Source organism: Polynucleobacter sp. UB-Raua-W9, from assembly GCF_018687435.1.
Taxonomy (GTDB): Bacteria; Pseudomonadota; Gammaproteobacteria; order Burkholderiales; family Burkholderiaceae; genus Polynucleobacter.
Genome location: NZ_CP061290.1, coordinates 1,473,112 through 1,496,981, shown reverse-complemented (window position 1 = coordinate 1,496,981; position 23,870 = coordinate 1,473,112). Strand labels below are relative to the sequence as shown.

Below are 23,870 nucleotides of genomic sequence, written 5' to 3'. Positions count from 1 at the left end.
AAGAACCAAGATGCAATTTGATCAAGTTTCAGTAGGAAAAAAAGCCAATGTGTTTTTTGATGGCAAGTGCGTATCTCACACGGTGACCTTATCTAATGGCGTACGTAAGTCCGTTGGTGTGGTTTTGCCAAGCACTTTACGTTTTGACCTAAGTACTAGAGAGGTGATGGAGGTAGTAGATGGGAATGCTTTTGTGAGTATCAACGGCGCTCCAGAGCAAAAGTTTAAGGCTGGCCAGAGCTGGGAAGTGGAAAAAGGTGGTTACTTTATTATTCGTGCTGAGCAGCCAGTGCACTATGTTTGTCACTTTGAATGAATAAACTACCGTAGGAAAAAACGCAGACCTTGGTCTGCGTTTTTTATTTCCCGATCAGGATTTCTCGCTACTTCTTCGGTAAACCACTCATCACCGACCCAGGCGCAATGACTCGATCGGAGAACCAGCGCTTATTCATCTCGAGGGCGTAGCGAATGGGAGCTTTAGGGCAGTGGTTATTCGTTGTGCCCGCCTGCATCTCTTCAATATTCACAATCTTGCCATCGTCAGAAATGAAAGCGATTGCAAGAGGAATCTTGGTGCTGAACATCCAAAAGCAATGCCCAGCTTTTTCTTCAAAGATAAATAGCATTCCAGAATTCGTTGGCATGCTGGTGCGATTCATTAAGCCCGTTTGCCTTGATTCTGGAGTGTCGGCTATTTCTGCTTGAATGCGGTAGATCCCAGTTCTTAATTCGACTGTTGGCAATCCAGTATTCACTTGCGCGAAGGCCAGGCTTGAGCTGATGAAAAGACCGCAGGGAAAAAGATTGCGCAAGGCTTTTGATAATGTGTGCATATTGAAGATTTTAAATTGAGCAAATTGTGGACGAAAAAAAACCCAGGAACGAATCCTGGGTTTTCCATAATGATCTAAGGACTATTAAGCCGCTTGGATATTGGTAGCTTGCTTGCCTTTAGGGCCTTGGGTAATATCAAACGTTACCTTTTGGTTTTCCTTAAGGGTTTTGAACCCAGGCATAGTAATTGCGCTGAAATGCGCGAACAACTCTTCTTCACCATCATCAGGTTTGATAAAGCCAAAACCTTTTGCATCATTGAACCACTTAACAATTCCGGTCGCCATGCGAACTCCATTACATAAACTTAAAACAACCGTGATGAGGGTAAATACTTTTTAATCAGTCTCGCTCCACAACACGCCTAAATAGAACCTCTTTTGAAGCCTACCCCCCGATTGTTTGCCCTTTTTGTAGGGGTGTCAAGGAGTTATATGTACTTACCCCCCAGTAAATACCCCTTTTTTTAAGGAAAAATGCTCCAATATGGGTTAAAAAGGGGTTTTTGAAGGTTTTTTAGCAATAAGACCCTAGTAAATTAGAGTTTGAATATCTGTGTTTAGAATGTTTCTCATGAGCCGCACACCAAAAAATCCCACTACTGGCGTACCAGCCAATCCCTATGTTGAGGACACCATTCTTCTCGAAAAGCAGGCCGAGAAAGTTAAGGCGCCTTCAATGTATAAAGTTTTACTATTGAATGACGATTACACGCCAATGGAATTTGTGGTGATGGTAATTCAGGAGTATTTTAATAGGGATCATGAAACAGCTACACGCATCATGTTGCAAGTTCATTTAGTTGGCAAAGGTATTTGCGGGGTATTTACTCGTGATGTCGCTGCCACCAAGGTGCACCAAGTTATCGAACTCTCCCGCGAAGCGGGTCACCCACTACAGTGCACTATGGAGGAAGCATGATTGCCCAAGAATTAGAAGTGAGTTTGCATATGGCGTTTGTTGACGCAAGGGCATCACGACACGAGTTCATTACAGTCGAACATTTATTGGCTGCGTTATTAGATAATGCAACCGCAGTTGAGGTGCTGAAGGCCTGCGCAGTTAATATTGCAGAGTTGCGTTCACAGCTTAAAAACTTTATCAATGACAACACACCAGTAGTTCCTGGCAACGATGAGGTGGATACACAACCAACGCTTGGATTTCAGCGCGTGATTCAACGCGCCATCATGCACGTGCAATCTACGTCTAATGGCAAGAAAGAGGTAACTGGTGCAAATGTCTTGGTTGCCATCTTTGGTGAAAAAGATTCGCATGCGGTGTACTTCTTGCAACAGCAAGGGGTCACTCGTTTAGATGTTGTGAACTTTATTAGTCACGGTGTTCGGAAAGATCAAACTGAGCACGTTAAGCCTGTGGATGCAACTCAAGAAACTGAGGAGGCGGCCTCATCTGGTAAGGAGAGCCCGCTTGACCAGTACACACAAAATCTCAATGCCTTGGCTCGTCAAGGCAAGATTGATCCACTCATTGGGCGCGATAGTGAGGTGGAGCGCGTTATTCAGGTGCTTTGCCGTCGTCGTAAGAACAACCCTCTGTTGGTTGGCGAAGCCGGTGTTGGTAAAACTGCTATTGCGGAGGGCTTGGCTTGGCGCATTGTGAAGGGTGATGTGCCTGACATCTTGGCTAATGCCACTGTTTATTCTTTGGATATGGGTGCATTGCTTGCTGGTACCAAATATCGTGGTGACTTTGAGCAGCGACTGAAGAGTGTTCTTAAGTCGCTCAAGGATCATGCTCATGGTGTTTTGTTTATCGATGAAATTCATACGTTGATTGGTGCAGGTGCTGCATCAGGCGGAACATTGGATGCCAGCAATCTTTTAAAGCCTGCTTTATCTAATGGCCAACTTAAATGCATTGGTGCAACGACATTTACTGAGTACCGTGGAATCTTTGAAAAAGATGCTGCTTTGTCTCGTCGCTTCCAGAAAGTGGATGTAGTTGAGCCAACTGTAGATCAGACTGTACAAATCTTGCGTGGTTTGAAGTCTCGGTTTGAAGAGCACCATAGCGTGAAGTATGCGGCTGGTGCCTTAGTGGCTGCGGCAGAGCTTTCTGCTCGTTATATCAATGACCGCCATTTGCCGGATAAAGCAATCGATGTAATCGATGAGGCTGGTGCTGCACAACGTATTTTGCCGAAGTCTAAACAGAAGAAAACCATCGGCCGCCCAGAGATCGAAGAGATTGTTGCCAAGATTGCCCGTATACCGCCTCAGTCAGTCACGGTTGACGATCGCAGTAAATTGCAAACTTTGGATCGCGATATTAAGAGCGTAGTCTTCGGTCAGGATCCTGCGATTGAAGCTCTGGCAAGTGCGATTAAGATGACGCGCGCTGGTCTTGGCAAGATTGATCGTCCCATTGGTTCATTCTTATTTTCTGGTCCTACGGGCGTTGGCAAAACTGAGGTTGCCAAGCAGCTTGCCTATATCTTGGGTATTGAATTGCTCCGTTTTGATATGTCTGAGTACATGGAGCGTCACGCCGTAAGCCGTTTGATTGGTGCGCCTCCGGGGTACGTGGGCTTTGATCAGGGCGGACTATTAACTGAAGCGGTGAATAAGAAACCGCATTGCGTGCTTTTGCTTGATGAAATAGAAAAAGCGCATCCAGATATTTTCAATATCCTCTTGCAGGTGATGGATCATGGCACCTTGACGGATAACAATGGTCGCAAGACTGATTTCCGTAACGTCATCATCATCATGACCACCAATGCTGGTGCTGAGGCGATGCAGAAATCAACCATCGGCTTTACCAATGCACGTGAGTCTGGTGATGAGATGGCAGATATTAAGAAGTTCTTTACGCCAGAGTTCCGCAATCGCCTAGATGCGATCGTATCCTTCAGGGCTCTTGATGAAACGATCATCATGCGAGTCGTTGACAAGTTCTTGATGCAGTTGGAAGAGCAATTACATGAGAAGAAAGTTGACGCTACCTTTAGTCCAGCATTACGCGCTCACTTAGCGAAGCATGGCTTTGATCCTTTGATGGGGGCGCGTCCAATGCAGCGGATTATTCAAGATACTGTGCGCAAGGCCCTTGCTGATGAATTACTTTTTGGCAAGTTGGCACAGGGCGGACATGTGGCGGTTGATGTTGATGCTGAGGGCAAGGTGCAGTTAGATTTTGATGCTCCGATGCCACCCAGAAAGACGCTCAAGGCTGACATAGCTCCGGCGGAAGAAATCTAAGCTATTTCTTATTGTGCCAACAGGTTTGTATTGAAATAAGGCCACCTTCGGGTGGCTTTATTTACTTCTGCTGTCAACTCCCTAATTTAAATCCGCGTTAAATAGATAAGAGAAGAAGAATTCCAATCATTATCTAGGAGGTCAATATGAAAAAGATCCTCATTTATCTGTTCACAGTAACGGCATTATTTAGTGCCGTGGGTCCTGCAAGCGCGCATGGTTGGCGAGGTGGGCATGGGGCTTACGCAGGCGCATGGCGTGGAGGAGAGCGGAACTACGGTTGGGCGCCTTATGCTGTGGGTGCTGTAGCGGGTGCGGTGGTGACTAATGCTTATTACCGCTCAGGCCCTGTGTACTATCAGACTCAATATTACCCGGCCCAAAGAACTGCTGCTTACTGTCCTGAAAATGGCTTGTATTATCCTCAGACACAGGCGTGCCCAAGCGGTTGGCAAATGGTGGTGTACTAGGCTCGCCCAGTGCTACCAAAGCCGCCGGCGCCACGACTGCTCTCGGTAAACTCTTCAACCACTTTGAGCTCCACTTGCTGAACCGGCATCACTACCAATTGAGCTAAGCGCTCCATCGGTTCCAGCTTGAAAGGGGTTGAGCCACGATTCCAGGTGCTCACCATTAATTGACCTTGGTAATCAGAATCAATGAGGCCTACTAGGTTGCCTAAGACGATTCCGTGCTTATGGCCAAGACCTGAACGCGGAAGAATGAATGCAGCATAACGTGGATCTTCAACATAGATAGCCAAGCCCGTTGGCACCAAAACAGTTTGGCCTGGTCCAATCTCAATGGTTTCATCAATGCAGGCGCGCAAATCTAATCCAGCGCTACCTGGTGTGCCATACGTCGGCAATTGATTGCGCATACGTTCATCGAGAATTTTGACTTGAAGGGATTGCATGGAATTTCCTAAAACAGGGAATGTAAGTAAAGAGCTTACTGCTTAATTTTCTTGGCAACTATCTGAATGAGTTGGCGAGCAAGCTCAAGCTTTTCAGCTTTAGCAATTTTCTTGTTGCCAGTTTCATCAATGATGAGTAATTGATTAAGGTCGCTACCAAAGGTTTCCGGGCCGATGTTGCCGACAACCATTGGAATCCCTTTGCGTTGACGTTTTTCAGTTGCATTCGCCTGGAGATCGGTAGATTCTGCTGCAAAGCCAACGCAGTAGGGGGATGGCTTACCATCTTTAGTTTTAACTGTCTTGGCAACATCCAGAAGAATATCTGGGTTAGCAATAAATTCAATTCCAGGCGCTCCTTTGCCTTGGCGCTTGATTTTTTCTTTAGAGGGTTTCGCAATACCCCAGTCAGCGACTGCAGCCACAGCAAAAAAGATGTCGCAATCAGCGGCCCTTAGTGTTGCCGCATGCATTTCTTTTGCGCTAGTAACATTGGTGCGGGAAATCTTTCCAGTGGCTTCTAGTGGCGTTGATAAATCACAAGGGCCTGCGACAAGCTGTACTTGCGCGCCAGCCTCTATTGCAGCACGTGCGATTGCAAAACCCATTTTTCCGGAGCTGTGATTGGTAATCCCGCGCACTGGATCGATAGCTTCAAAAGTAGGCCCGGCAGTAATTAATACATTTTTACCGGCTAAAGTTTTTTTCTGAAAGAAAGCAATCACTTGCTCTGCAATTTCAGCAGGCTCTAACATTCTACCCATGCCAACTTCACCACAAGCCTGAAAGCCGCTTGCTGGACCCAGAAGAGAAACTCTATCTTCATTGAGACGCTTAACGCTTCTTTGGGTCGCTGCGTGCTCCCACATTTGTTTATTCATCGCTGGGGCTAGTAACAGTGGGCAATCTCTTGCCAGGCAAAGCGTACTAAGTAAATCATCAGCTAAGCCTAAAGATAATTTAGCCATCAAATCAGCACTAGCAGGGGCAATCACAATAGCATCAGCAGAGCGAGATAGCTCAATGTGAGCCATATTATTGCCAATGCTGTTGTCCCATTGGCTGGTGTAAACCGGATTGCCTGTGAGTGCTTGCATAGTGACGGGCGTTACGAATTGGGTTGCAGCGTCAGTCATCACCACCTGTACCGAAGCGCCCTCTTGCATTAACTGACGAGCAAGTTCGGGGCTCTTGTAGGCTGCAATGCCACCAGAGATTCCCAGGACAATTTTCTTGTTTAAAAGTGATTGCATGGCGCCAGCTTAATGGGATTGAGGGGATTTGCCAAATGACTTGTGCAATTCGCCAAAAATGATGAGTACTGCAGCAATACAAATAGCGCTATCGGCAATATTGAAGGCTGGCCAGTGCCAAGTGGCATAGTGCACATCGATGAAGTCCACCACAGCGCCATACATTAATCGATCCAATATATTACCTATGGCCCCGCCCAAAATTAGGCTGAGTGCTACGCCAAGTAATTGATCATTTTGGTTTTTACGCAGTAGCCAAACAATATAGATGCAGGCGACTAAGCCAATAATGGTGAAGAACCAGCGTTGCCAACCAGAGCCCTGTGCCAAAAAGGAAAATGCTGCACCTGGATTGAAGAGCAGGAGCCAATTTAGAAAAGGCAGTACCTGTTCTGGTATTCCCAATTTCAAATTGCTCAAAGCTAGCCATTTACTAGCCTGATCAAGCAGTAAAGTAATGGTGGCAATAGCCAGGTAGCGTAGAAAAGGCAGGCTCATGTTGTTTTGGAGTTTAGGCAAATAAACGATGATCACCATCGCCAAAGAGGTTGCTGATGCAGCGACCACAGAGTTCAGGATAATCGGCATTGCTACCAACGTCTTTGGTGTGATGCCAGCAACGACCACACTTCTTATATTGGCTGCCGCGTACGAGTACTTCCAAGCCATCGTTGCTGAGTTCTATATTGGCGCTGGAGGTAATGGTCACAAAGCGTAAATCATTTTCTAATGAATGCAAGATTGCAAAGTCAACATCACCTAATTTAATGGTGAGCTCTGCTTGCAGGGATGACCCAACATGTCCAGCTTCGCGTTCAAGTTCAATTGCTTTGGTTACTTCAGAGCGAATTTCACGAATACGACCCCACTTAGCAAGTAACTCATTTGCGTTTGCAATTTCTGGGAAGTTGCCAAACTCCTCCATGAAGATCGATTCTACTTTATTGCCTGCACCATGAGGAAATGCTTGCCAAGCTTCTTCTGCCGTGAAAGAAAGAAAGGGTGCCAACCATTTTAGGAGGTTGCGAGTGATATGGAATAAGGCATTTTGTGCGGCACGACGATCTGGTGAATCAGGCGCACTGGTGTAGAGGCGGTCTTTGAGAATGTCTAAGTAAAACCCGCCCAAATCTTCCGAGCAGAATGACAGCATACGAGTTACCGCTGGATGAAATTCATATGTCTTGTAATGTGCTTCAACATCACTTTGGATTTGATTGGCTAGCGCAACAGCATAGCGATCGATTTCTAACCATTGATCAGCAGGAATAGAGCGCTTGCTTGGATCAAAGTCAGAAAGATTGGCAAGCAAGAAGCGTAAGGTATTGCGAATGCGGCGATAGCTCTCAGTAACGCGTTTCAGAATCTCATCAGAGATCGTCATCTCACCAGAGTAATCAGTAGAGGCTACCCAAAGACGAATAATTTCAGCACCGAGTTTGTCAGCAACTTGTTGAGGGGCAATGACGTTGCCTACAGACTTACTCATCTTGCGACCTTGCCCATCAACTGTAAATCCGTGCGTGAGAAGTGCTTTGTACGGCGGCTTGCCATCAAGCATTGCGCCAGTGAGCAATGAGGAGTGGAACCAGCCACGATGTTGATCTGAACCCTCCAGATACAAATCCGCTAAACGGCCGCTAGGTGTTCCTGCTTCAGCAGTCAGCAACTCATTGCGATGTGATCCACGAATCACATGCCAGTGCGTTGTTCCTGAATCGAACCATACATCCAGTGTGTCACGATTCTTTTCGTATTGAGCGGCTTCATCGCCAAGCAGTTCGGAAACTTCTAATTTTTGCCAGGCTTCGATACCCTCTTTTTCTACGCGCTTTGCCACTTCTTCGAGCAACTCAATAGTGCGTGGATGTGGTTCACCACTTTCTTTATGTACTAAGAAAGCCATTGGTACACCCCATTGGCGCTGGCGTGACAGAGTCCAGTCAGGGCGATTGACAATCATGCTGTGTAAACGCTGCTTGCCCCAGGCGGGGAAGAATTCGGTGCTATTAATGCCTTCTAATGCGGTTTCACGTAAGCTTGCTTTACCATCGGAGGGCTTTTTATCCATACTCGCAAACCATTGTGAGGTAGCGCGATAGATGATTGGTGACTTATGGCGCCAGCAATGCATATAGGAATGGGTATAGGTTTTATCGCGAAGCAGGCTACCTGCTTCGCGCATTGCTTCCACAATCTTGGGGTTTGCTTTCCAAATATATTCATTGGCAAATAGCGGTAACCATGATGCGTAGACGCCATTACCCATAACGGGATTAAGAATATCGTTGTCAGCTAGCTTATTAGCTTTACAGGATTTAAAGTCTTCCTCACCATAAGCGGGTGCGGAGTGCACAATACCAGTACCGGTATCGAGGGTAACGTACTCTGCTGGATAGATTGGTGAGAGACGTTTGTAGCCATCGTGCAGTGGCGCAAGCGGATGCCAGAAAGAAATATTTGCTAATTGAGCGCCCTGGCAAGTAGCAATCACTTTGCCTTCAAGGCCATAGTCTTGCAAGCAAGTTTCTACACGGTCTTTTGCCAGAATCAACAACTTGTCGCCAATATCTACTAATGCATAAGTAAGCTCTGGATGAACGTTCATTGCTTGATTAGCAGGAATGGTCCAAGGCGTCGTTGTCCAGATCACAATCTGACCTGGTTTATTTGGTAACTCAGAAAGTCCAAAGGCTTTTGCAAGTTGTGGACGCTGTGCGTCATCGAAGGCAAAGCCAACATCTACCGTTGGGTCCGTTTTATCTTGGTATTCCACTTCGGCTTCTGCAAGGGCAGAACCACAGTCAAAGCACCAGTTCACTGGTTTTAAGCCACGGAAGACGTAACCACTTTCCCAGATCTTGCCCAAGGCACGAATCTCATCAGCCTCATTACGATAGTTCATAGTGAGGTATGGGTTATTCCAGTCACCCAGAACGCCTAAGCGCTCGAAGTCTTTTTTCTGCTTATCCACCTGCACTTGTGCATAGGCGCGCGCCTTAGATTGCACCTCAGCAGTAGGTAGATTTTTACCAAATTGTTTTTCAATCTGAATCTCAATTGGCATGCCATGGCAATCCCAGCCGGGTACGTAAACAGAATCAAAACCCATCAACCAACGGGACTTCACGATCATATCTTTGAGGATTTTATTTACCGCGTGACCAATATGAATGTCACCATTTGCATAGGGAGGCCCATCGTGCAAAATAAACTTTGGCTGATTGGCATGTGCAGCACGAATCTTTTCATAAAGCTTATTTTTTTGCCATTGAGAGACCCATTGCGGTTCACGCTTGGCTAGATCTCCTCGCATTGGGAAAGGTGTATCAAGAAGATTGACGGGATAAGAGTTTTCTTTTTCAGACATATGCTTTTTTCTGGAAATAATTTCTGGCATGCATTGCATCTGCTGCAATTGCTTTGGTAAGGGCGTCGAGGCCATCATACTTGGCCTCGTCACGAATTTTTTCTAAGAGTTCCACGGTAATAATTTTTCCATAGACATCTTCTTGGTAATCAAAGATGTGCGTCTCCAGTAGCACGCGACCTTCATCTTCCACTGTAGGTCTAACGCCCAGGCTGGCCACAGCCGGCAGGGGCTTATCGCTTAAACCGATAACTTGAGCAGTAAAAATGCCAGTAGTGGCAGGCTTGCGATGGTGTAAGTGATTGGCCACTGCAAGATTCAAAGTTGGGAATCCGAGTTTGCGACCCAATTGTTGACCATGAATCACATGACCAGAAATTCCATAAGGACGGCCTAATAATTTTTCCGCCTGATGCATGTCACCATTCGCTAGTGCGGTACGCAAAGCAGAGCTGGAGATACGTTCTCCATCCTCTAAGATGGTTTGAATACTAGAGACTTCAAAGCCATATCTTTCGCCAGCAGCTTTCAGGCTCGCAAAATTACCCGCACGTTTTGCGCCGTAACAAAAATCATCGCCAATCAAAATCCATTTGGCATTAAGGCGCTTCACAATAATTTCAGAAACAAATTCGTCTGGTGTAAGACGGGCAAATGCTATGTTGAAATGTTCCACCACGACGCGATCAATTCCAAGCTCCGATAGGGCGGCTAATTTATCGCGCAGATTGAGAATGCGGGGCGGAGCTTGCTCTGGAGAAAAGAATTCTTTTGGGTGCGGCTCAAAGGTCATGACGCAGCTAACTAGACTGCGCTCCTTGGCTCCGTCAACGAGCTGCTTGAGAAGGGCGCGATGACCCCTGTGCACGCCATCGAAATTACCGATGCTTAGGGCACAAGCGGGTCCTGCAGAAAACTGGGTCGGGCCACGGAATACGTTCACAAAATCGCTTTCAGGGTAGCCATCAATTATATTGTGGGCATGCTTTCTATCGTTACCTTAATCTCTGGCCGCGGATCCAATTTCGAGGCGATCGTCAAAATGGCTCAAAAAGAGCAATGGCCAGTCAAATTTGCAGGGGTCATAGCAAATCACTCAGCGGCTAAGGGCCTTGATTTTGCTCGCTCCCAGGGTATTCCAGCCTTTGTGGTGGAGCACAAGGAGCACGCTAGCCGTGAATCCTTTGATGCTGCCTTAACCCAGCAAATTGATGCCTTAAGGGCGGATTTGGTGGTGCTAGCCGGTTTTATGAGAATTCTCACCCCAGGCTTTATTCGTCATTTTGAGGGTCGCCTAATGAATATCCATCCAGCGCTCCTGCCGGCTTTCCCCGGTTTACATACCCATGAGCGGGCTTTAGGCGCGGGCGTTCAGGAGCACGGTGCCACTGTGCACTTTGTCACCGAGGGTGTGGATGAGGGGCCAATTATTTGTCAGGCCTCTGTTCCAGTGTTGGAAGGCGACGATGCTGAGGCCTTGGCAGCCCGTGTTTTGACTGCTGAGCATCAGATTTACCCGCGGGCCGTAAAATGGTTCCTTGATGGACGATTGCGAATAGAAGGTAATCAAGTGAAGCTACAACCCCCGGAGTCGCAATTTTTTAAATTATGAGTGCAGAACGTCCACCCCGCAAATCTGGAAACAGACTTTCCCCGCATAAAAGTTACGCCGCTAAATCTAAAGATCCCCTGCGCCACGCAGAGCGACGTAATGCTAGTGGAAATTTAATTGCACCTGAAGGCCAAAAGAATTTTTCCAACGCCAAGGCATTGCCTCAGCATGCAATTCATTTAGAGAGATTGTTACCAGAGTTGCTTAGTTTTGAGCAGCCATCCGATCGTGTTGTGAGTCGATATTTTCGTGCTGAACCCCAACTTGGAAATCGCGATCGCGCCCTGATTGCAGAAAGTGCATTTGCAATCTTGCGTCGTAAAAATGAGTTCTCACAATTTGCTTCTAGTGGTGAGGGTTCTCAGGCAAGACGCTTAGCCCTATTGGGTTTGCTGTCTGCTCTATCTGAGGGTGGTTTAGGTTCTGCCAACCGCGCTGAAAGTGCTATTGCAGATTTAGCGCATGTGCTAAAACCTGGTGAATATGAATGGTTGCAACGTTTTGCCACAGTAGATCCCGCCGCATTAAATCCTCTCGTTCGCAATAATTTGCCGGAGTGGTTGTGGGATGCGTTTGGACAATATCCAGGTGAAGAAACACGCGAAGAGTTGGCCAAGTCATTAATGCATCCGGCACTTTTAGATTTGCGTGCGAACACCATGAAAACGAATCGCGAAGAATTACTTGCGCAGATGAATGTATTGGGTGGTCGCTACCAAGCAATTCCAACTCCTTATGCGCCAGATGGTGTGCGCATTATGGGTAAGCCTGCTTTACAAAATACCGCTGGATTTAAAGCGGGCATGTTTGAAGTGCAGGATGAGGGCAGTCAGCTTCTGGCTTATCTCCTTGCTCCTAAGCGTGGCGAGATGGTTGTGGACTTCTGCGCCGGTGCAGGCGGCAAGACTTTAGCGATTGGTGCCTTAATGCGCTCTACGGGGCGCCTCTATGCATTTGATACATCCGAGCGTCGTTTAGCGAATTTGAAGCCACGGCAAGCCCGTAGTGGACTCTCAAACGTTCATCCAGTATGGATTGATAGTGAGAATGACGCCAAGATCAAACGTTTGGCTGGAAAGATAGATCGAGTCTTGGTTGATGCCCCTTGTAGTGGAATGGGCACTTTGCGCCGTAATCCAGACCTCAAATGGCGTCAAACCCCTACTGGGGTATTGGAGTTGAATCAAAAACAAATGAATATTTTGGCTTCTGCCGCCCGTTTACTAAAGCCGGGCGGACGCTTGGTTTATGCCACTTGCAGCTTATTGCCTCAAGAAAATCAAGGGGTTGCAGAGGATTTTCTAGCTAAGCATCCTGAATTTGAGGCAGTGCCAGCAGCTGAAGTTCTTAAGCCATTGTTTCCAAAAGATAAAATTCCGTTAGGCTGCAGTTCTGATAATCCTTGGTGGCAGTTGTGGCCCCACATTCATGGAACTGATGGCTTTTTTGGGGCTGTTTTTCAGAAAAAGGGCAGCAAGCCTGAGAAGGCTGAAAAGTCAAAATCGGAAGAGTTAACGAAAGATAAGGCCAAAAAGGCCTAAAAAGCTCTAAAATAGAGGTATTCATTCATTTTAGGAATATCTTTTGAATACAGCTTCAAGTTCAGGCTTTGATCTATTTCTTCACTGGCTAGCTAATGGCTACCTAGATTGGTCTTGGTGGCAAATTAGCGTTTTCACGCTGATTGCTACCCATATCACCATCGCCGCCGTAACAATTTTTTTGCATCGCTGCCAAGCCCACCGCGCTTTGGATTTACATCCAATCGCTTCTCATTTCTTCCGTTTTTGGCTCTGGCTAACAACCGGAATGGTTACTAAAGAGTGGGCATCCATTCATCGCAAGCATCACGCCAAGTGCGAGACTGTCGATGATCCACATAGCCCACAAATTTTAGGTATTGGCACTGTCCTTTCTCGTGGTGCTGAGCTCTATAAAAATGAAGCCAAGAATCAAGAGACGATGGAAAAATTTGGCCACGGCACTCCGGATGACTGGCTAGAGCGCAATATTTACTCCAAGTTTTCTTGGCAGGGCGTTGCCCTGATGCTCATCATTGATGTGTTTTTGTTTGGCGGCATTGGCTTAACTGTTTGGGCTGTGCAAATGTTGTGGATTCCAATTACTGCAGCCGGTGTAATTAACGGTATTGGCCACTTCTGGGGCTACCGTAATTTTGATTGTGAAGATGCCTCTACCAATATTCTTCCTTGGGGAATTTTAATTGGTGGCGAAGAGCTTCACAACAATCACCACACCTTTGCGACCAGCGCTAAGCTTTCCAATAAATGGTACGAGTTTGATATTGGTTGGCTCTATATTCAAATGATGAGCGCTGTTGGTTTGGCCACGGTCAAGAAGACTCCCCCTAAACCGGTGCTGAGTGATTTGCGTCCTGCTGATCAAAATACATTAGAGGCCATCATCGCAAATCGCTATGAAATCATGGCGCGCTATAGCAAAACATTGCGTAATTTCTTTAGCAATGAAGTGCAGCATATGCAAGTCCTCGCATCGCATTTGGGTGATGCTCGAGCCTGGCTAGTCAAAGACGAGTCACGGCTGAGCAAGGAAGAGAAAGCAAAGTTAGAAGAGCTTATGGCTAGTAATGCACAGCTTCGCAAGATGATTGAGATGCGGCGTGACTTACAGGCTATCTGGGGCCGTTCTAGTGCTACTAGAGAACAGTTGGTGGCCCAGTTGCACGCGTGGTGTCAGCGTGCTGAAGATAGTGGCTTAACCAGTTTGCGTGAGTTCTCATTAAGATTGCGTCGTTACGCTTAAGTGATTAAGAGTAAGCGTATAAGGCCAAAAGATTTGGGCAATAAAAAACCCGCTACTTAAGCGGGTTTTTTATTTACTGAAAGTAATTACTTCAGCTTTGTTTCTTTGTAAGCAACGTGCTTGCGAATAGTCGGATCGAACTTCATGATCTCCATTTTCTCAGGCTTAGTACGCTTGTTTTTTGAAGTTGTATAGAAGTGACCAGTACCAGCTGATGACTCTAATTTGATTTTCTCTCTGCCGCCTTTAGCCATTTCTGCGCTCCTTAAATTTCGCCACGTGCGCGGAGATCAGACAACACGGCATCTATGCCGTTCTTGTCGATAACGCGCAAACCAGCATTGGTTAAGCGCAAGCTAATCCAACGGTTTTCAGATTCAACCCAGAAACGACGGTTTTGCAAATTCGGCAAAAAGCGACGCTTCGTTTTATTGTTTGCATGGGATACATTGTTGCCAACCATCGGCTTCTTCCCAGTGACTTGGCAAACTTTTGCCATGACATAACTCCATTAATTGCGAAAAAAGAAGATTGTATCAGTCCTAGCCTATTTTGGGCTAGCCCTAAATGACTTTGGCTTCTAGCTTTAATCAATAAAAATGGCGGGGGCAGCATTCAATGTGAGATAAGTTAGTAATTACTACTATTAATTGCCAATATTCATAAGGCCCGAATCAGAAAAAGAGAAAAAACCACTGCCACTGACGATGCAATGGTCTAAAAGTGAAATATCAACCAATTGCAGGGCATTTTGGAGTGTTTTAGTGAGTTCTTGATCTGAAACGCTTGGTAGGGGGTTCCCACTGGGGTGGTTATGGGCCACGATTAGGGCGCTGGCATTTCTAGCCAGGGCCTCCTTGAGAATTTCTCTTGGATAGACCGCTGTGTGAGTGATTGACCCCCTAAAAAGCTCTTGGCATTCAATAAGATGAAGGCGTGAGTCCAAATACAGGCAGAGAAAGACCTCATGGGGCAGACGGCCAATTTTGGCCTGTAAAAACTCTCTGACATGACTCGGTGAGGAGAAGATAGAGTCCTGCGCTAGACCTTCCTCCAGACTTCGCTTAACTAGCTCGTAGGCCGCTTGGATCTGCGACCATTTGGAGAGGCCCATCCCATGGATGCTCGTAAGTTCCTGACGGCTACATCTTAATAGACGGGGTAGACTCCCAAAATGATGCAGCAGATCTTTTGCTAAGGCCACTGCGCTTTTGCCCTTGACGCCTACCCGCAAAAAAATAGCAAGCAGCTCTGCATCAGAAAGTGCGGCCGCGCCATGAATGCGCAATTTCTCGCGGGGTTGCTCATTTTTGGGCCAGTTGGTAATCGGGGAGTTCACAGCTGTCGCAGGCCTAGATACAATCACCTTATGACTAAGCTTACTGTTTTGCCCAATTCTTACTTGACCCTCAACTATCGACTCACCTTGCCCAACGGGGAGGATTACATCAATACTTTTGCCGATCGTCCTGCGACGGTTCTGATGGGTTCCGGACAATTTGCGCCTTGTTTTGAAAAGGTGTTGTTAGGGCTTGAGGTTGGTGAAAAAAAGAGTTCCTTACTTCCAGTGGAAGAAAGTTTTGGCGAGCGCAAAGAAGATTTGGTGCAATGGGTTTCTTTGAAGGCGCTCAAAGAAGGGCGTGATGAAGATGTGGAATTTAATCCCGGTGATGTGATTGAATTCAATGCACCAGGTGGCGCTCAATATGCAGGTGTTTTGCAATCGATTAATGATGAGGGTGCGTGGTTCGACTTCAACCATCCTCTGGCTGGAAGGCCCGTTACCTTTGAAGCAGAAATCGTTGCGATTCTCTAGGTGATGAGCAACCCAGACAGCCCCGAAATTTTGATGGCGCAGCCTCGCGGTTTTTGTGCGGGCGTCGATCGTGCTATCAATATCGTCAATGAAGCGCTGACTCGTTTTGGCGCCCCGATTTATGTTCGTCATGAAATTGTTCATAACGCTTACGTGGTGAATGAATTGCGCGAGAAGGGTGCGGTGTTTGTGGAAGAACTGCATGAGGTTCCTAAGGGCGGAATTGTCGTGTTCAGTGCCCATGGTGTATCTCAAGAGGTCCGACAAGATGCTCAAGATCGTGGCTTGCAGGTTTATGACGCTACCTGCCCATTGGTGACAAAAGTGCATCTTGAGGTTATCAAAATGTGTAAAGAGGGTTTCACGGTTTTGATGATTGGTCATGCAGGGCACCCTGAGGTTGAGGGAACCATGGGGCAGGTCAAGCAAGGGGTCTTTTTGATTGAAAAAGTGGGCGATATAGCTTCATTATCTTTCCCAGACAATGAAAAGATTGCTTTCGTTACCCAAACTACTTTATCGGTAGATGAGACTAAGGAAATTGTTGAGGCACTCACAAAGAAGTTTCCTAATATTGTGCAACCACGTAAACAAGATATTTGTTATGCCACTCAGAACCGTCAAGATGCTGTGAAATTTATGGCCCCACAAGTTGAGGTAGTTATTGTGGTGGGCAGCGCTACGAGTTCAAACTCTAATCGCTTGCGAGAATTATCAGAAAAATTAGGCGTTCCTTCTTACATGGTTGATGCCCCAGAGCAGCTTCAGCCGGAATGGTTTGTAGGCAAGAAGCGTATTGGTCTTACTGCTGGTGCATCGGCCCCTGAAAGTTTGGCGCAATCTATTGTGGCCCGCATTCAAGAATTTGGGCCGCGGCATGTTCGCGCTTTGGATGGTGTGGTCGAGGATGTCACATTTTCATTGCCTAAAAATTTAGTTGACTGAAGTATCCATATCAGAGGAGCTGTAGATGATGAATTCAAAAGCGTCAAAAGTCATTTTTATAAAGAGCGCTATTGCGATAGCGACAGCCAGTGTCATCTTGGCTGGCTGTGGCAAGGGTGGCGATAGAGGGGCTGCGATTCCGGCTGATGCTGTAGAAGTTAAGATCGGACATGTTGCCCCTTTGACTGGTCATATTGCCCACTTGGGTAAAGATAATGAAAATGGCGCACGTCTAGCAGTGGAGGAGATCAACAAATCTGGGCTCACTATCGATGGCAAAAAAGTTGTTTTAACGTTGGTGCCTGAGGATGATGCTGAAGATCCCAAAACTGCCACGCAGGTTGCGCAGAAATTGGTAGATGCAAAGGTCGCCGGTGTGGTGGGGCATTTAAATTCTGGAACCAGTATTCCTGCCTCAAAAATTTATAGCGATGCTGGGATTACTCAGATCTCCCCATCGGCCACCAATCCCGATTACACCAAGCAAGGCTTTAAAACGACCTATCGAGTAGTGGCTACCGATGCTCAGCAAGGCCCAGCATTAGCTAACTATGTTGTTAATACCTTGAAGGCCAAAACCGTAGCCATTATTGACGACTCTACCCAGTATGGCAAAGGCTTGGCAGATGAGTTCGAGAAGGCTGTTCAAGCCGCTGGTGTTAAGGTGGTAACGCGTGAAGCTAGCCATAACAAGGCAACCGACTTCAAGGCAATTTTGACCAAGGTCAAGGGTAGTAAGCCTGACGTCATCATGTATGGTGGCATGGATGCTACTGGCGGGCCATTAACTAAGCAGGCAGCTGAACTCGGTATTCCAGCTAAGGTAGTTGGCGGCGATGGTATGTGCACAGAGAAGCTATCTGAACTGGCTGGTGATGCAGTGATGAATGTGACCTGTTCTGAGGCCGGTATGGCCCTCTCTAAGATGGCTCAAGGAGCTGACTTCCAAAAGCGATACAAAGAGCGCTTTAATCTAGAGGTTCAAAACTATGCGCCGTTTACCTATGATGCAGTCTATGTGTTGGTAGATGCGATGAAGCGCGCTAATTCTACTGATCCAGCAAAAATCTTAGTTGTCATGCCAGATACCAAGCTGAATGGCTTAGTGGGCAATATCGCTTTCGATAGCAAGGGCGACTTGAAAGAGGGTGTTATTACTTTGTATGATTTCAAGACCAAGAAGAAAACGGTTCTTGATGTCATTAAGCTGTAAAGACTGTAAGGAAAGGGTGCCGCAAATGCGGCGCTCTTTTTTTGCACCCAATCAAAAGGCTTCATGGATATTTTTCTTCAGCAAATCATTAATGGCTTAGTGCTTGGCAGCATCTATGCTTTGATTGCTTTGGGTTACACCATGGTTTACGGGGTCTTAGGCATTATCAATTTCGCCCATGGCGAAGTGCTCATGATTGGTGCCATGGTATCTCTTTCGTTGTTGCGCCTGATGCTGGATTTAACGAGCGGCTTGCCTACTTGGCTCATCCTCTTGATTGTTTTGCCATTCACGATGGCTGTTTGCGCTGGCGTCAGTTATGCGATTGAGCGGATTGCCTATCGCCCGCTACGTAATGCTCCACGTCTGGCCCCTTTGATTTCTGCGATTGGTATGTCGATCCTTTTGCAAACAATCGCCATGATGATTTGGTCTCGTAATCCGATGACTTATCCGCAATTATTACCTTCGAGCCCCATTGATGTATGGGGTAGCGGCGCCACGATTACTGGTAAAGAAATCGTGATCATTGTTGTTGCTTTAATGGTAATGTCTGGATTATTGTTTTTGGTAGAAAAGACAAAATTAGGCAGAGCAATGCGTGCCACTGCTGAGAATACTCAAATTGCTGCGCTGATGGGTGTTAATCCCAATCGCGTCATTTCGATTACTTTCATGTTAGGTGGTGCACTGGCCGGCTTGGCTGGCGTAATGATTGCAAGCAACTACGGCAATGTCCATTTTTATATGGGTTTCATTCCAGGTCTAAAAGCTTTTACTGCAGCTGTTCTTGGCGGCATAGGAAATCTGCAAGGCGCTATGCTGGGCGGTCTTCTCTTGGGCTTGATTGAATCACTGGGCGCTGGATATATTGGTGAGTTAACGGGCGGCGTTTTTGGTTCTAACTATCAAGATATTTTTGCTTTCCTAGTATTAATTTTGGTTTTAGTATTCCGCCCCACCGGTCTGCTGGGCGAAAAGGTTTCAGACCGTGCTTAAGGTGATCGCTTTTAACCGTCTCAGTCAAACTGCTTATTTGTACTTAGGTTTGCTTGCTTTAATACTCTTGCCTTGGCTTGTTGGTTTTACTGGAGGCAACTATTGGGTGCGAGTACTCGATTTTGCCTTGCTTTATATCGTTCTTGCCCTAGGGCTTAATGTAGTCGTGGGCTTTGCTGGTCTTTTGGATTTGGGTTACATTGCTTTTTATGCTTTGGGTGCTTACAGCTTTGCATTGCTTGCATCACCCCATCTACCTCAGCAGTTTGAAAGTGTTGCCGCTATCTTTCCGGAGGGAATGCACTTTTCACCATGGATGGTGGCGGTATTCTCCATTATTTTAGCTGCTTTATTTGGAATAATTTTAGGCTTACCCACATTGCAATTGCGGGGTGATTACTTGGCGATTGTGACTTTAGGTTTTGGAGAAATTATTCGCATCTTTATGAATAATCTCGATCGTCCTTTAAACCTGACTAATGGACCAAAGGGCATTACCGCCATTGACCCAATCCAGTTCTTGGGGATTTCATTTGCAAAACCTTTGGATCTCGGTTTTGTGCAAATCCCCGGTTTATATTTAGTGTTTTATTTATTTCTACTCCTCGCTATTGCAGTTGCGATTATTTGTACGCATCTTCAAAATTCACGCATTGGGCGAGCTTGGGTCGCTATACGCGAAGATGAGATTGCTGCGAAGGCTATGGGTATCAATACGCGCAATATGAAGTTACTAGCTTTTGCAATTGGGGCATCCTTTGCGGGAGTGGCAGGTGTTCTCTTTTCTGCTTTCCAGGGATTCGTATCGCCAGAGTCATTTACGCTGTGGGAATCCATCGTCATTCTTGCAATGGTTGTGCTTGGTGGCATTGGTCATATTCCTGGAGTCATTCTGGGTGCGGTCGTGTTGGCGGTTTTTCCGGAAGTCTTACGCGCCATCGTTCAGCCTCTACAAAATGTAATCTTCGGGCACGTACTGATTGATGTGGAAGTCATTCGACAGCTCATTTATGGCCTAGCGTTGATTTTGATCATGCTCTATCGCCCAGGTGGTATTTGGCAAAAGAGCGGTACTAAGTGATGTCAGATCATTTACTCCTTGATGTTGCTAATGTGTCCAAGCGTTTTGGCGGAGTCCAGGCTTTGGATTCGGTTGGATTACAGGTTCCTCATGGGTCAATAGTTGGTTTGATTGGACCCAATGGCGCTGGCAAGACCACTTTCTTTAACGTCATTACTGGTTTATATCCAGCAGATTCCGGAATTTTTTTATTCGATGGAACGTCTTATTTTCCGGAGTCTGTTTCTGAAGTCACTAAATCGGGGCTGGCAAGAACTTTCCAGAATATTCGGCTCTTTGGTGAAATGACTGTTTTAGAGAATGTGATGGTAGGTTGTCATTGCCGCTCAAAGACTGGAGTTTTAGGGGCAATCTTTCGCCTTCCAGCCAGCAAGCGTGAAGAACAATCGATTCGAGAAAAATCACTCGAGCTACTAGCCTATGTTGGCCTTACTGAGTTTGCCAATATGCAGGCACGTAATCTCTCCTATGGGCATCAACGTCGTCTAGAGATTGCGAGGGCTTTGGCTACTGAACCGAAGCTATTGGCCTTGGATGAGCCGGCGGCGGGTATGAATGCTACTGAAAAGTTGGAGCTGCGTGAGTTATTGTTGCGCATTCGGGCAGATGGTAAAACCATCCTTTTGATTGAGCATGATGTAAGTCTGGTGATGGGTATTTGCGATGGCTTGACTGTGCTGGATTATGGCAAGGTGATCGCTTCGGGTAAGCCTGCGGATGTGCGCGTACATCCAGAGGTCATTCGGGCCTATCTTGGGCAGGGGGCGGTGTAATGAGTGCTTTACTCAATGTGAAAAATCTCAAGGTTTCTTATGGGGGCATTAATGCCGTTAAAGGAATTGATTTGCATGTTGACCAAGGCGAGCTAGTGGCTTTGATTGGTGCGAACGGAGCTGGTAAGAGTTCCAGTCTAAAGGCTATCTCTGGTTTATTGATCCCGTCGGCAGGTGCGATCTATTTTGCGGGCCACAGTACTGAAAAATTACCGGCATATGAGTTGGTAGAGTTGGGTATGGGCATGGTTCCCGAAGGTCGTGGCGTCTTTAAGCGTATGACCATCTTAGAAAATTTGCAGATGGGCGCTTTTCTGAAAAAAGACGCCAAGGCTATTCAGAAAAAGTTAGAGCAGGTTTACTCTTATTTCCCAAGATTAAAAGAGCGCCTATCCCAATTGGCAGGAACGCTTTCTGGTGGAGAGCAGCAAATGGTGGCTATGGGTAGGGCGATGATGGCGGAGCCTAAGCTATTGCTATTAGATGAACCATCGATGGGTTTATCTCCCATCATGGTGGAAACCATTTTTGATGTTATTCGTAATCTGGCGGCGAGTGGCATGACGATTCTTTTGGTGGAGCAAAATGCTCGCCTAGCATTGCAGATGGCTGACCGCGCTTATGTCATGGAGAGTGGATTAATTACTCTGAGTGGCTCAGGCCAAGAATTATTAGAAGACTCTAGGGTGCGAACAGCCTATTTAGGTGAATAGGCATTTAAAAAAACTGCTTTAAGCAGTTTGTTTTAGTAGCTCACGCAGCATGCTGCACATCTGACGAATCTCGTCATCGCTGACATTGAGGGCGGGCATAAAGCGTAATAAGTTCGGTCTTGGTGAATTAATCAATAAACCTTCAGGACTACGTTCACGAGCTAACTCAACCAACTTTGGACCAATATCCTTGCCGAGCATGAGGGCGCGCAATAAACCTTCACCACGTTCACCCTCGAGATTAAATTCTGTGGCCAGCTTGAGTAGTTCTGACTTGAGTAGTTCGCCCTTGGCTTTGACGCTATCTAAAAATCCAGGGGCTAATAACTGCTCAATCACGCTAATGCCTACGGCAGTCATGAGCGGGTTGCCGTTATAAGTACCCCCTTGATCGCCCGGCACAAAGCAAGCTACCGCATTAGTTGCCATCAGGGCTGCTAGTGGGACGCCACCACCAATGCCTTTGCCCAAGGTCATGATGTCTGGCTCGATCCCATATTGCTGATGGGCAAAGAGGCTGCCAGTTCGACCGCAGCCAGCCTGCACTTCATCGGCAATGAGGAGGATGTTATTTTCTTTAGTGAACATGCGCAGTTCACGCATAAATTCTTTGGTTGCAGGAATAACGCCACCTTCACCTTGAACAGGCTCAAGCATTACTGCAACGGTTTTATCGGTCACCAGTTTTTTGACTGAATCTAAATCATTTAAATCTGCTTTAGGGAAGCCGGCTACTTGTGGCGCAAACATCGTATCCCAACCTGGTTTCCCAGAGGCGCTCATGGTTGCTATGGTGCGGCCGTGAAAGCTGTGATCAAAGGTGATGATTTCAAAAGCACCATTTTTGTTGAGCTGACCCCATTTGCGCGCAAGCTTGATTACACCTTCGTTTGCTTCGGCACCACTGTTAGCAAAGAACACTTTATCAAAGCAGCTATTAGCGGTCAGTAGATTCGATAATCCAATCATCGGCTCGTTATAAAAAGCAGGACTTGGATTGATCAGCTTTTTGGCTTGTGAATTCAGCGCTTCAATCATTCCAGGATTGCTATGTCCTAAGCAATTGACTGCCCAGCCTTGCAGGAAATCTAAGTAAGGCTTGCCATTGTTATCGGTCAGCCATGAGCCCTTACCTTCGACCATGATGACCTCTGGGCGCTGGGTAATGAACATGACTGAATGTGTATCGATGGCTTGGTCTGGCTTATTCATACTCGGTTTTGGTAATAAGGGCTAAACAGGTTTCTATTATCTAACTTTATCGGAGTTTAGTTGACGGCTAAATCAGCAGCACTGGTAAATGAGTCAGCGAAGAATTCTTCCTCAGGCAAATGACATTTCGATGAAAAGTCGTCTCGTGCGGCATTGACCATCACTGGTGCACCACAAGCATAGACCTGGAACCCTTTCATGTCAGGATGGTCTGCCATGGCTGCTTGGTGGACAAAGCCAGTGCGACCGCTCCAAGCATCGACAGGCAATGCATCTGAGATTACTGGAATATATTGGAATTCTGAAATCTCTTGTTCCCAGGTTTTACAGAGCTGATCTAGGTAGAGATCGCTTGGTCGACGTCCGCCCCAGTATAGACAAATGGGACGTTGAATCTTTTTGGCCTGCATTTGTTCGATGATGGATTTGATTGGAGCAAAGCCGGTACCAGCGGCAACGAAGATGATGGGTTTCTTGGAATCTTCTCTCAAGAAGAAACTTCCCAAAGGCCCTTCAAAGCGCAGAATATCTTTTTCTTTCAATGCTGGAGTAGTGACTCCGAAGACAAAATCAGTAAATAGACCGCCGGGTAAATGGCGGATATGTAACTCAAGCGGGCCCTCTTGATCTGGTGCATTGGCAATCGAGTAGGCGCGGCGCTGTCCATCTTTCAATAGAAACTCTAGGTACTGGCCAGCCAGAAACTGAAAGCGCTCAGCAGCAGGAAGTTGGAGTTTCAGAATGGCCACATCACTACTGGGTTTATCAATCAAGTTCACTCGACAAGGCACCTTACGAATGGCAATATCACCAGCACCCTGAACTTCACGTGCTTCAATAACAAGATCAGATTGGGGGTGGGCACAGCAAAATAAAGTGCTGCCAGCGGTCTCTTCAGCCTTACTCATGGCGCTCGCGCTATGTTGACCATGGATTACCTGACCTTCTATCACCTTGCCTTTGCAGGAGCCGCATGCGCCGTTTTTGCAGCCATAGGGAAGGTTCATGTTTTGACGCAGGGCGGCTTCCAGGAGAGTTTCATCCTGGGTAACAGTAAATTGTTTGCCGCTCGCTTTGAGCGTGACCTGATAAGACACTCTCATTCCTTTCAATAAATCGTTA

The 23,870-nt window shown here is 46.6% G+C and carries 26 protein-coding genes; 14 read left to right on the top strand and 12 right to left on the bottom strand.

What is annotated here, in order from left to right:
- Window positions 1-10: 10 nt before the first annotated feature.
- Window positions 11-316: a pyrimidine/purine nucleoside phosphorylase gene (locus tag AOC07_RS07675; RefSeq protein WP_215357391.1), complete on the top strand. Its 306-nt coding sequence runs from the start codon at window positions 11-13 to the stop codon at window positions 314-316.
- A 67-nt stretch (window positions 317-383) separates the two neighbouring features.
- Here AOC07_RS07675 and AOC07_RS07670 read toward each other — a convergent pair whose 3' ends face one another.
- Entirely contained in the window at window positions 384-836 is a 453-nt protein-coding gene (locus AOC07_RS07670) for a DUF192 domain-containing protein (protein WP_215357390.1), read from the bottom strand.
- 84 nt (window positions 837-920) lie between these two features.
- Window positions 921-1,124 (bottom strand): cold-shock protein, encoded by a 204-nt coding sequence (locus AOC07_RS07665; RefSeq protein WP_011903586.1) that lies wholly within the window; start codon window positions 1,122-1,124, stop codon window positions 921-923.
- A gap of 277 nt (window positions 1,125-1,401) precedes the next feature.
- Between AOC07_RS07665 and clpS the strand changes: the two genes are divergently transcribed.
- The 3 genes from clpS (at window position 1,402) to AOC07_RS07650 (ending at window position 4,531) form a co-directional block, all read left to right on the top strand.
- A complete protein-coding gene (gene clpS, locus AOC07_RS07660) occupies window positions 1,402-1,758 on the top strand; it encodes an ATP-dependent Clp protease adapter ClpS (RefSeq protein WP_251371662.1) in 357 nt (118 codons plus the stop codon).
- Complete coding sequence (gene clpA, locus AOC07_RS07655) at window positions 1,755-4,061, top strand: ATP-dependent Clp protease ATP-binding subunit ClpA (RefSeq protein ID WP_215292869.1); 2,307 nt, start codon at window positions 1,755-1,757, stop codon at window positions 4,059-4,061. The genes clpS and clpA overlap by 4 nt, the downstream gene beginning before the upstream one ends.
- A 146-nt stretch (window positions 4,062-4,207) precedes the next feature.
- Window positions 4,208-4,531 carry a hypothetical protein gene (locus tag AOC07_RS07650; protein WP_215292867.1) on the top strand — a complete coding sequence of 108 codons (324 nt, stop codon included), beginning with the start codon at window positions 4,208-4,210 and terminating at the stop codon, window positions 4,529-4,531.
- Here AOC07_RS07650 and dut read toward each other — a convergent pair.
- Genes dut through AOC07_RS07625 form a run of 5 tightly spaced genes read right to left on the bottom strand, consistent with a single transcriptional unit; the run spans window position 4,528 to window position 10,543 of the window.
- Complete coding sequence (gene dut / locus AOC07_RS07645) at window positions 4,528-4,977, bottom strand: dUTP diphosphatase (protein ID WP_215292865.1); 450 nt, start codon at window positions 4,975-4,977, stop codon at window positions 4,528-4,530. The two genes, AOC07_RS07650 and dut, sit on opposite strands and share 4 nt — an antisense overlap.
- Window positions 4,978-5,012: 35 nt before the next feature.
- Window positions 5,013-6,230, bottom strand: a complete 1,218-nt coding sequence (gene coaBC, locus AOC07_RS07640; protein ID WP_215357389.1) for a bifunctional phosphopantothenoylcysteine decarboxylase/phosphopantothenate--cysteine ligase CoaBC — start codon at window positions 6,228-6,230, stop codon at window positions 5,013-5,015.
- 9 nt (window positions 6,231-6,239) lie between these two features.
- Complete coding sequence (lspA, locus tag AOC07_RS07635; protein WP_215292861.1) at window positions 6,240-6,728, bottom strand: signal peptidase II; 489 nt, start codon at window positions 6,726-6,728, stop codon at window positions 6,240-6,242.
- A gap of 13 nt (window positions 6,729-6,741) precedes the next feature.
- On the bottom strand, window positions 6,742-9,618 hold the full coding sequence (ileS, locus tag AOC07_RS07630) for an isoleucine--tRNA ligase (RefSeq protein WP_371816731.1): 2,877 nt from the start codon (window positions 9,616-9,618) through the stop codon (window positions 6,742-6,744).
- A complete protein-coding gene (locus AOC07_RS07625; protein ID WP_215357387.1) occupies window positions 9,593-10,543 on the bottom strand; it encodes a bifunctional riboflavin kinase/FAD synthetase in 951 nt (316 codons plus the stop codon). Before AOC07_RS07625 ends, ileS begins: the two co-directional genes overlap by 26 nt.
- A gap of 39 nt (window positions 10,544-10,582) precedes the next feature.
- Here AOC07_RS07625 and purN point away from each other — a divergent pair, with 39 nt between their 5' ends.
- From purN to AOC07_RS07610, 3 genes are read left to right on the top strand one after another with little or no spacing between them, the layout of a single operon-like run.
- Window positions 10,583-11,212, top strand: a complete 630-nt coding sequence (purN, locus tag AOC07_RS07620; RefSeq protein WP_215357386.1) for a phosphoribosylglycinamide formyltransferase — start codon at window positions 10,583-10,585, stop codon at window positions 11,210-11,212.
- Window positions 11,209-12,753 carry an RsmB/NOP family class I SAM-dependent RNA methyltransferase gene (locus tag AOC07_RS07615; protein WP_215357385.1) on the top strand — a complete coding sequence of 515 codons (1,545 nt, stop codon included), beginning with the start codon at window positions 11,209-11,211 and terminating at the stop codon, window positions 12,751-12,753. The genes purN and AOC07_RS07615 overlap by 4 nt, the downstream gene beginning before the upstream one ends.
- 43 nt (window positions 12,754-12,796) lie before the next feature.
- Window positions 12,797-13,996: an acyl-CoA desaturase gene (locus AOC07_RS07610; RefSeq protein ID WP_215357383.1), complete on the top strand. Its 1,200-nt coding sequence runs from the start codon at window positions 12,797-12,799 to the stop codon at window positions 13,994-13,996.
- 86 nt (window positions 13,997-14,082) lie between these two features.
- Here AOC07_RS07610 and rpmG read toward each other — a convergent pair whose 3' ends face one another.
- From rpmG to radC, 3 genes are all read right to left on the bottom strand, one after another.
- Window positions 14,083-14,250: a 50S ribosomal protein L33 gene (gene rpmG, locus AOC07_RS07605; protein WP_015421876.1), complete on the bottom strand. Its 168-nt coding sequence runs from the start codon at window positions 14,248-14,250 to the stop codon at window positions 14,083-14,085.
- Between the two features lie 11 nt (window positions 14,251-14,261).
- Entirely contained in the window at window positions 14,262-14,495 is a 234-nt protein-coding gene (gene rpmB, locus AOC07_RS07600) for a 50S ribosomal protein L28 (protein WP_011903570.1), read from the bottom strand.
- A 147-nt stretch (window positions 14,496-14,642) separates the two neighbouring features.
- The gene (radC, locus tag AOC07_RS07595) at window positions 14,643-15,335 is read right to left on the bottom strand and encodes a DNA repair protein RadC (protein WP_251371661.1); all 693 of its coding nucleotides are present in this window, start codon (window positions 15,333-15,335) and stop codon (window positions 14,643-14,645) included.
- 30 nt (window positions 15,336-15,365) lie between these two features.
- On the opposite strand from radC, the gene AOC07_RS07590 reads away from it, so the two are divergent.
- The 7 genes from AOC07_RS07590 to AOC07_RS07560 all read left to right on the top strand — a co-directional run bounded on the left by AOC07_RS07590 (window position 15,366) and on the right by AOC07_RS07560 (window position 21,536).
- A complete protein-coding gene (locus AOC07_RS07590; RefSeq protein ID WP_215357379.1) occupies window positions 15,366-15,812 on the top strand; it encodes a peptidylprolyl isomerase in 447 nt (148 codons plus the stop codon).
- Window positions 15,813-15,815: 3 nt separating this feature from the next.
- Window positions 15,816-16,757 (top strand): 4-hydroxy-3-methylbut-2-enyl diphosphate reductase, encoded by a 942-nt coding sequence (gene ispH / locus AOC07_RS07585; RefSeq protein ID WP_215292846.1) that lies wholly within the window; start codon window positions 15,816-15,818, stop codon window positions 16,755-16,757.
- Window positions 16,758-16,785: 28 nt separating this feature from the next.
- Complete coding sequence (locus tag AOC07_RS07580; protein ID WP_215294357.1) at window positions 16,786-17,970, top strand: branched-chain amino acid ABC transporter substrate-binding protein; 1,185 nt, start codon at window positions 16,786-16,788, stop codon at window positions 17,968-17,970.
- A 63-nt stretch (window positions 17,971-18,033) separates the two neighbouring features.
- Complete coding sequence (locus AOC07_RS07575) at window positions 18,034-18,969, top strand: branched-chain amino acid ABC transporter permease (RefSeq protein WP_215292845.1); 936 nt, start codon at window positions 18,034-18,036, stop codon at window positions 18,967-18,969.
- A 1-nt stretch (window position 18,970) separates the two neighbouring features.
- A complete protein-coding gene (locus AOC07_RS07570; RefSeq protein ID WP_371816713.1) occupies window positions 18,971-20,050 on the top strand; it encodes a branched-chain amino acid ABC transporter permease in 1,080 nt (359 codons plus the stop codon).
- Window positions 20,050-20,823 carry an ABC transporter ATP-binding protein gene (locus AOC07_RS07565; protein WP_215358523.1) on the top strand — a complete coding sequence of 258 codons (774 nt, stop codon included), beginning with the start codon at window positions 20,050-20,052 and terminating at the stop codon, window positions 20,821-20,823. Before AOC07_RS07570 ends, AOC07_RS07565 begins: the two co-directional genes overlap by 1 nt.
- Window positions 20,823-21,536, top strand: coding sequence for an ABC transporter ATP-binding protein (locus AOC07_RS07560; RefSeq protein WP_215357376.1), 714 nt, complete (start codon window positions 20,823-20,825; stop codon window positions 21,534-21,536). Before AOC07_RS07565 ends, AOC07_RS07560 begins: the two co-directional genes overlap by 1 nt.
- A gap of 18 nt (window positions 21,537-21,554) precedes the next feature.
- Here AOC07_RS07560 and AOC07_RS07555 read toward each other — a convergent pair whose 3' ends face one another.
- A complete protein-coding gene (locus AOC07_RS07555) occupies window positions 21,555-22,748 on the bottom strand; it encodes an acetylornithine transaminase (protein WP_215357375.1) in 1,194 nt (397 codons plus the stop codon).
- 56 nt (window positions 22,749-22,804) lie between these two features.
- Entirely contained in the window at window positions 22,805-23,845 is a 1,041-nt protein-coding gene (locus AOC07_RS07550; RefSeq protein ID WP_215358521.1) for a CDP-6-deoxy-delta-3,4-glucoseen reductase, read from the bottom strand.
- Window positions 23,846-23,870 lie beyond the last annotated feature (25 nt).

Excerpts from the sequence above, each read along its gene's own strand:
- AOC07_RS07675 (WP_215357391.1), top strand. The coding sequence starts at position 11 with ATGCAATTTGATCAAGTTTCAGTAGGAAAAAAAGCCAATGTGTTTTTT.
- AOC07_RS07670 (WP_215357390.1), bottom strand. The coding sequence starts at position 836 with ATGCACACATTATCAAAAGCCTTGCGCAATCTTTTTCCCTGCGGTCTT.
- AOC07_RS07665 (WP_011903586.1), bottom strand. The coding sequence starts at position 1,124 with ATGGCGACCGGAATTGTTAAGTGGTTCAATGATGCAAAAGGTTTTGGC.
- clpS (WP_251371662.1), top strand. The coding sequence starts at position 1,402 with ATGTTTCTCATGAGCCGCACACCAAAAAATCCCACTACTGGCGTACCA.
- clpA (WP_215292869.1), top strand. The coding sequence starts at position 1,755 with ATGATTGCCCAAGAATTAGAAGTGAGTTTGCATATGGCGTTTGTTGAC.
- AOC07_RS07650 (WP_215292867.1), top strand. The coding sequence starts at position 4,208 with ATGAAAAAGATCCTCATTTATCTGTTCACAGTAACGGCATTATTTAGT.
- dut (WP_215292865.1), bottom strand. The coding sequence starts at position 4,977 with ATGCAATCCCTTCAAGTCAAAATTCTCGATGAACGTATGCGCAATCAA.
- coaBC (WP_215357389.1), bottom strand. The coding sequence starts at position 6,230 with ATGCAATCACTTTTAAACAAGAAAATTGTCCTGGGAATCTCTGGTGGC.
- lspA (WP_215292861.1), bottom strand. The coding sequence starts at position 6,728 with ATGAGCCTGCCTTTTCTACGCTACCTGGCTATTGCCACCATTACTTTA.
- purN (WP_215357386.1), top strand. The coding sequence starts at position 10,583 with ATGCTTTCTATCGTTACCTTAATCTCTGGCCGCGGATCCAATTTCGAG.
- AOC07_RS07615 (WP_215357385.1), top strand. The coding sequence starts at position 11,209 with ATGAGTGCAGAACGTCCACCCCGCAAATCTGGAAACAGACTTTCCCCG.
- rpmG (WP_015421876.1), bottom strand. The coding sequence starts at position 14,250 with ATGGCTAAAGGCGGCAGAGAGAAAATCAAATTAGAGTCATCAGCTGGT.
- rpmB (WP_011903570.1), bottom strand. The coding sequence starts at position 14,495 with ATGGCAAAAGTTTGCCAAGTCACTGGGAAGAAGCCGATGGTTGGCAAC.
- AOC07_RS07590 (WP_215357379.1), top strand. The coding sequence starts at position 15,366 with ATGACTAAGCTTACTGTTTTGCCCAATTCTTACTTGACCCTCAACTAT.
- ispH (WP_215292846.1), top strand. The coding sequence starts at position 15,816 with ATGAGCAACCCAGACAGCCCCGAAATTTTGATGGCGCAGCCTCGCGGT.
- AOC07_RS07580 (WP_215294357.1), top strand. The coding sequence starts at position 16,786 with ATGAATTCAAAAGCGTCAAAAGTCATTTTTATAAAGAGCGCTATTGCG.
- AOC07_RS07575 (WP_215292845.1), top strand. The coding sequence starts at position 18,034 with ATGGATATTTTTCTTCAGCAAATCATTAATGGCTTAGTGCTTGGCAGC.
- AOC07_RS07565 (WP_215358523.1), top strand. The coding sequence starts at position 20,050 with ATGTCAGATCATTTACTCCTTGATGTTGCTAATGTGTCCAAGCGTTTT.
- AOC07_RS07560 (WP_215357376.1), top strand. The coding sequence starts at position 20,823 with ATGAGTGCTTTACTCAATGTGAAAAATCTCAAGGTTTCTTATGGGGGC.
- AOC07_RS07555 (WP_215357375.1), bottom strand. The coding sequence starts at position 22,748 with ATGAATAAGCCAGACCAAGCCATCGATACACATTCAGTCATGTTCATT.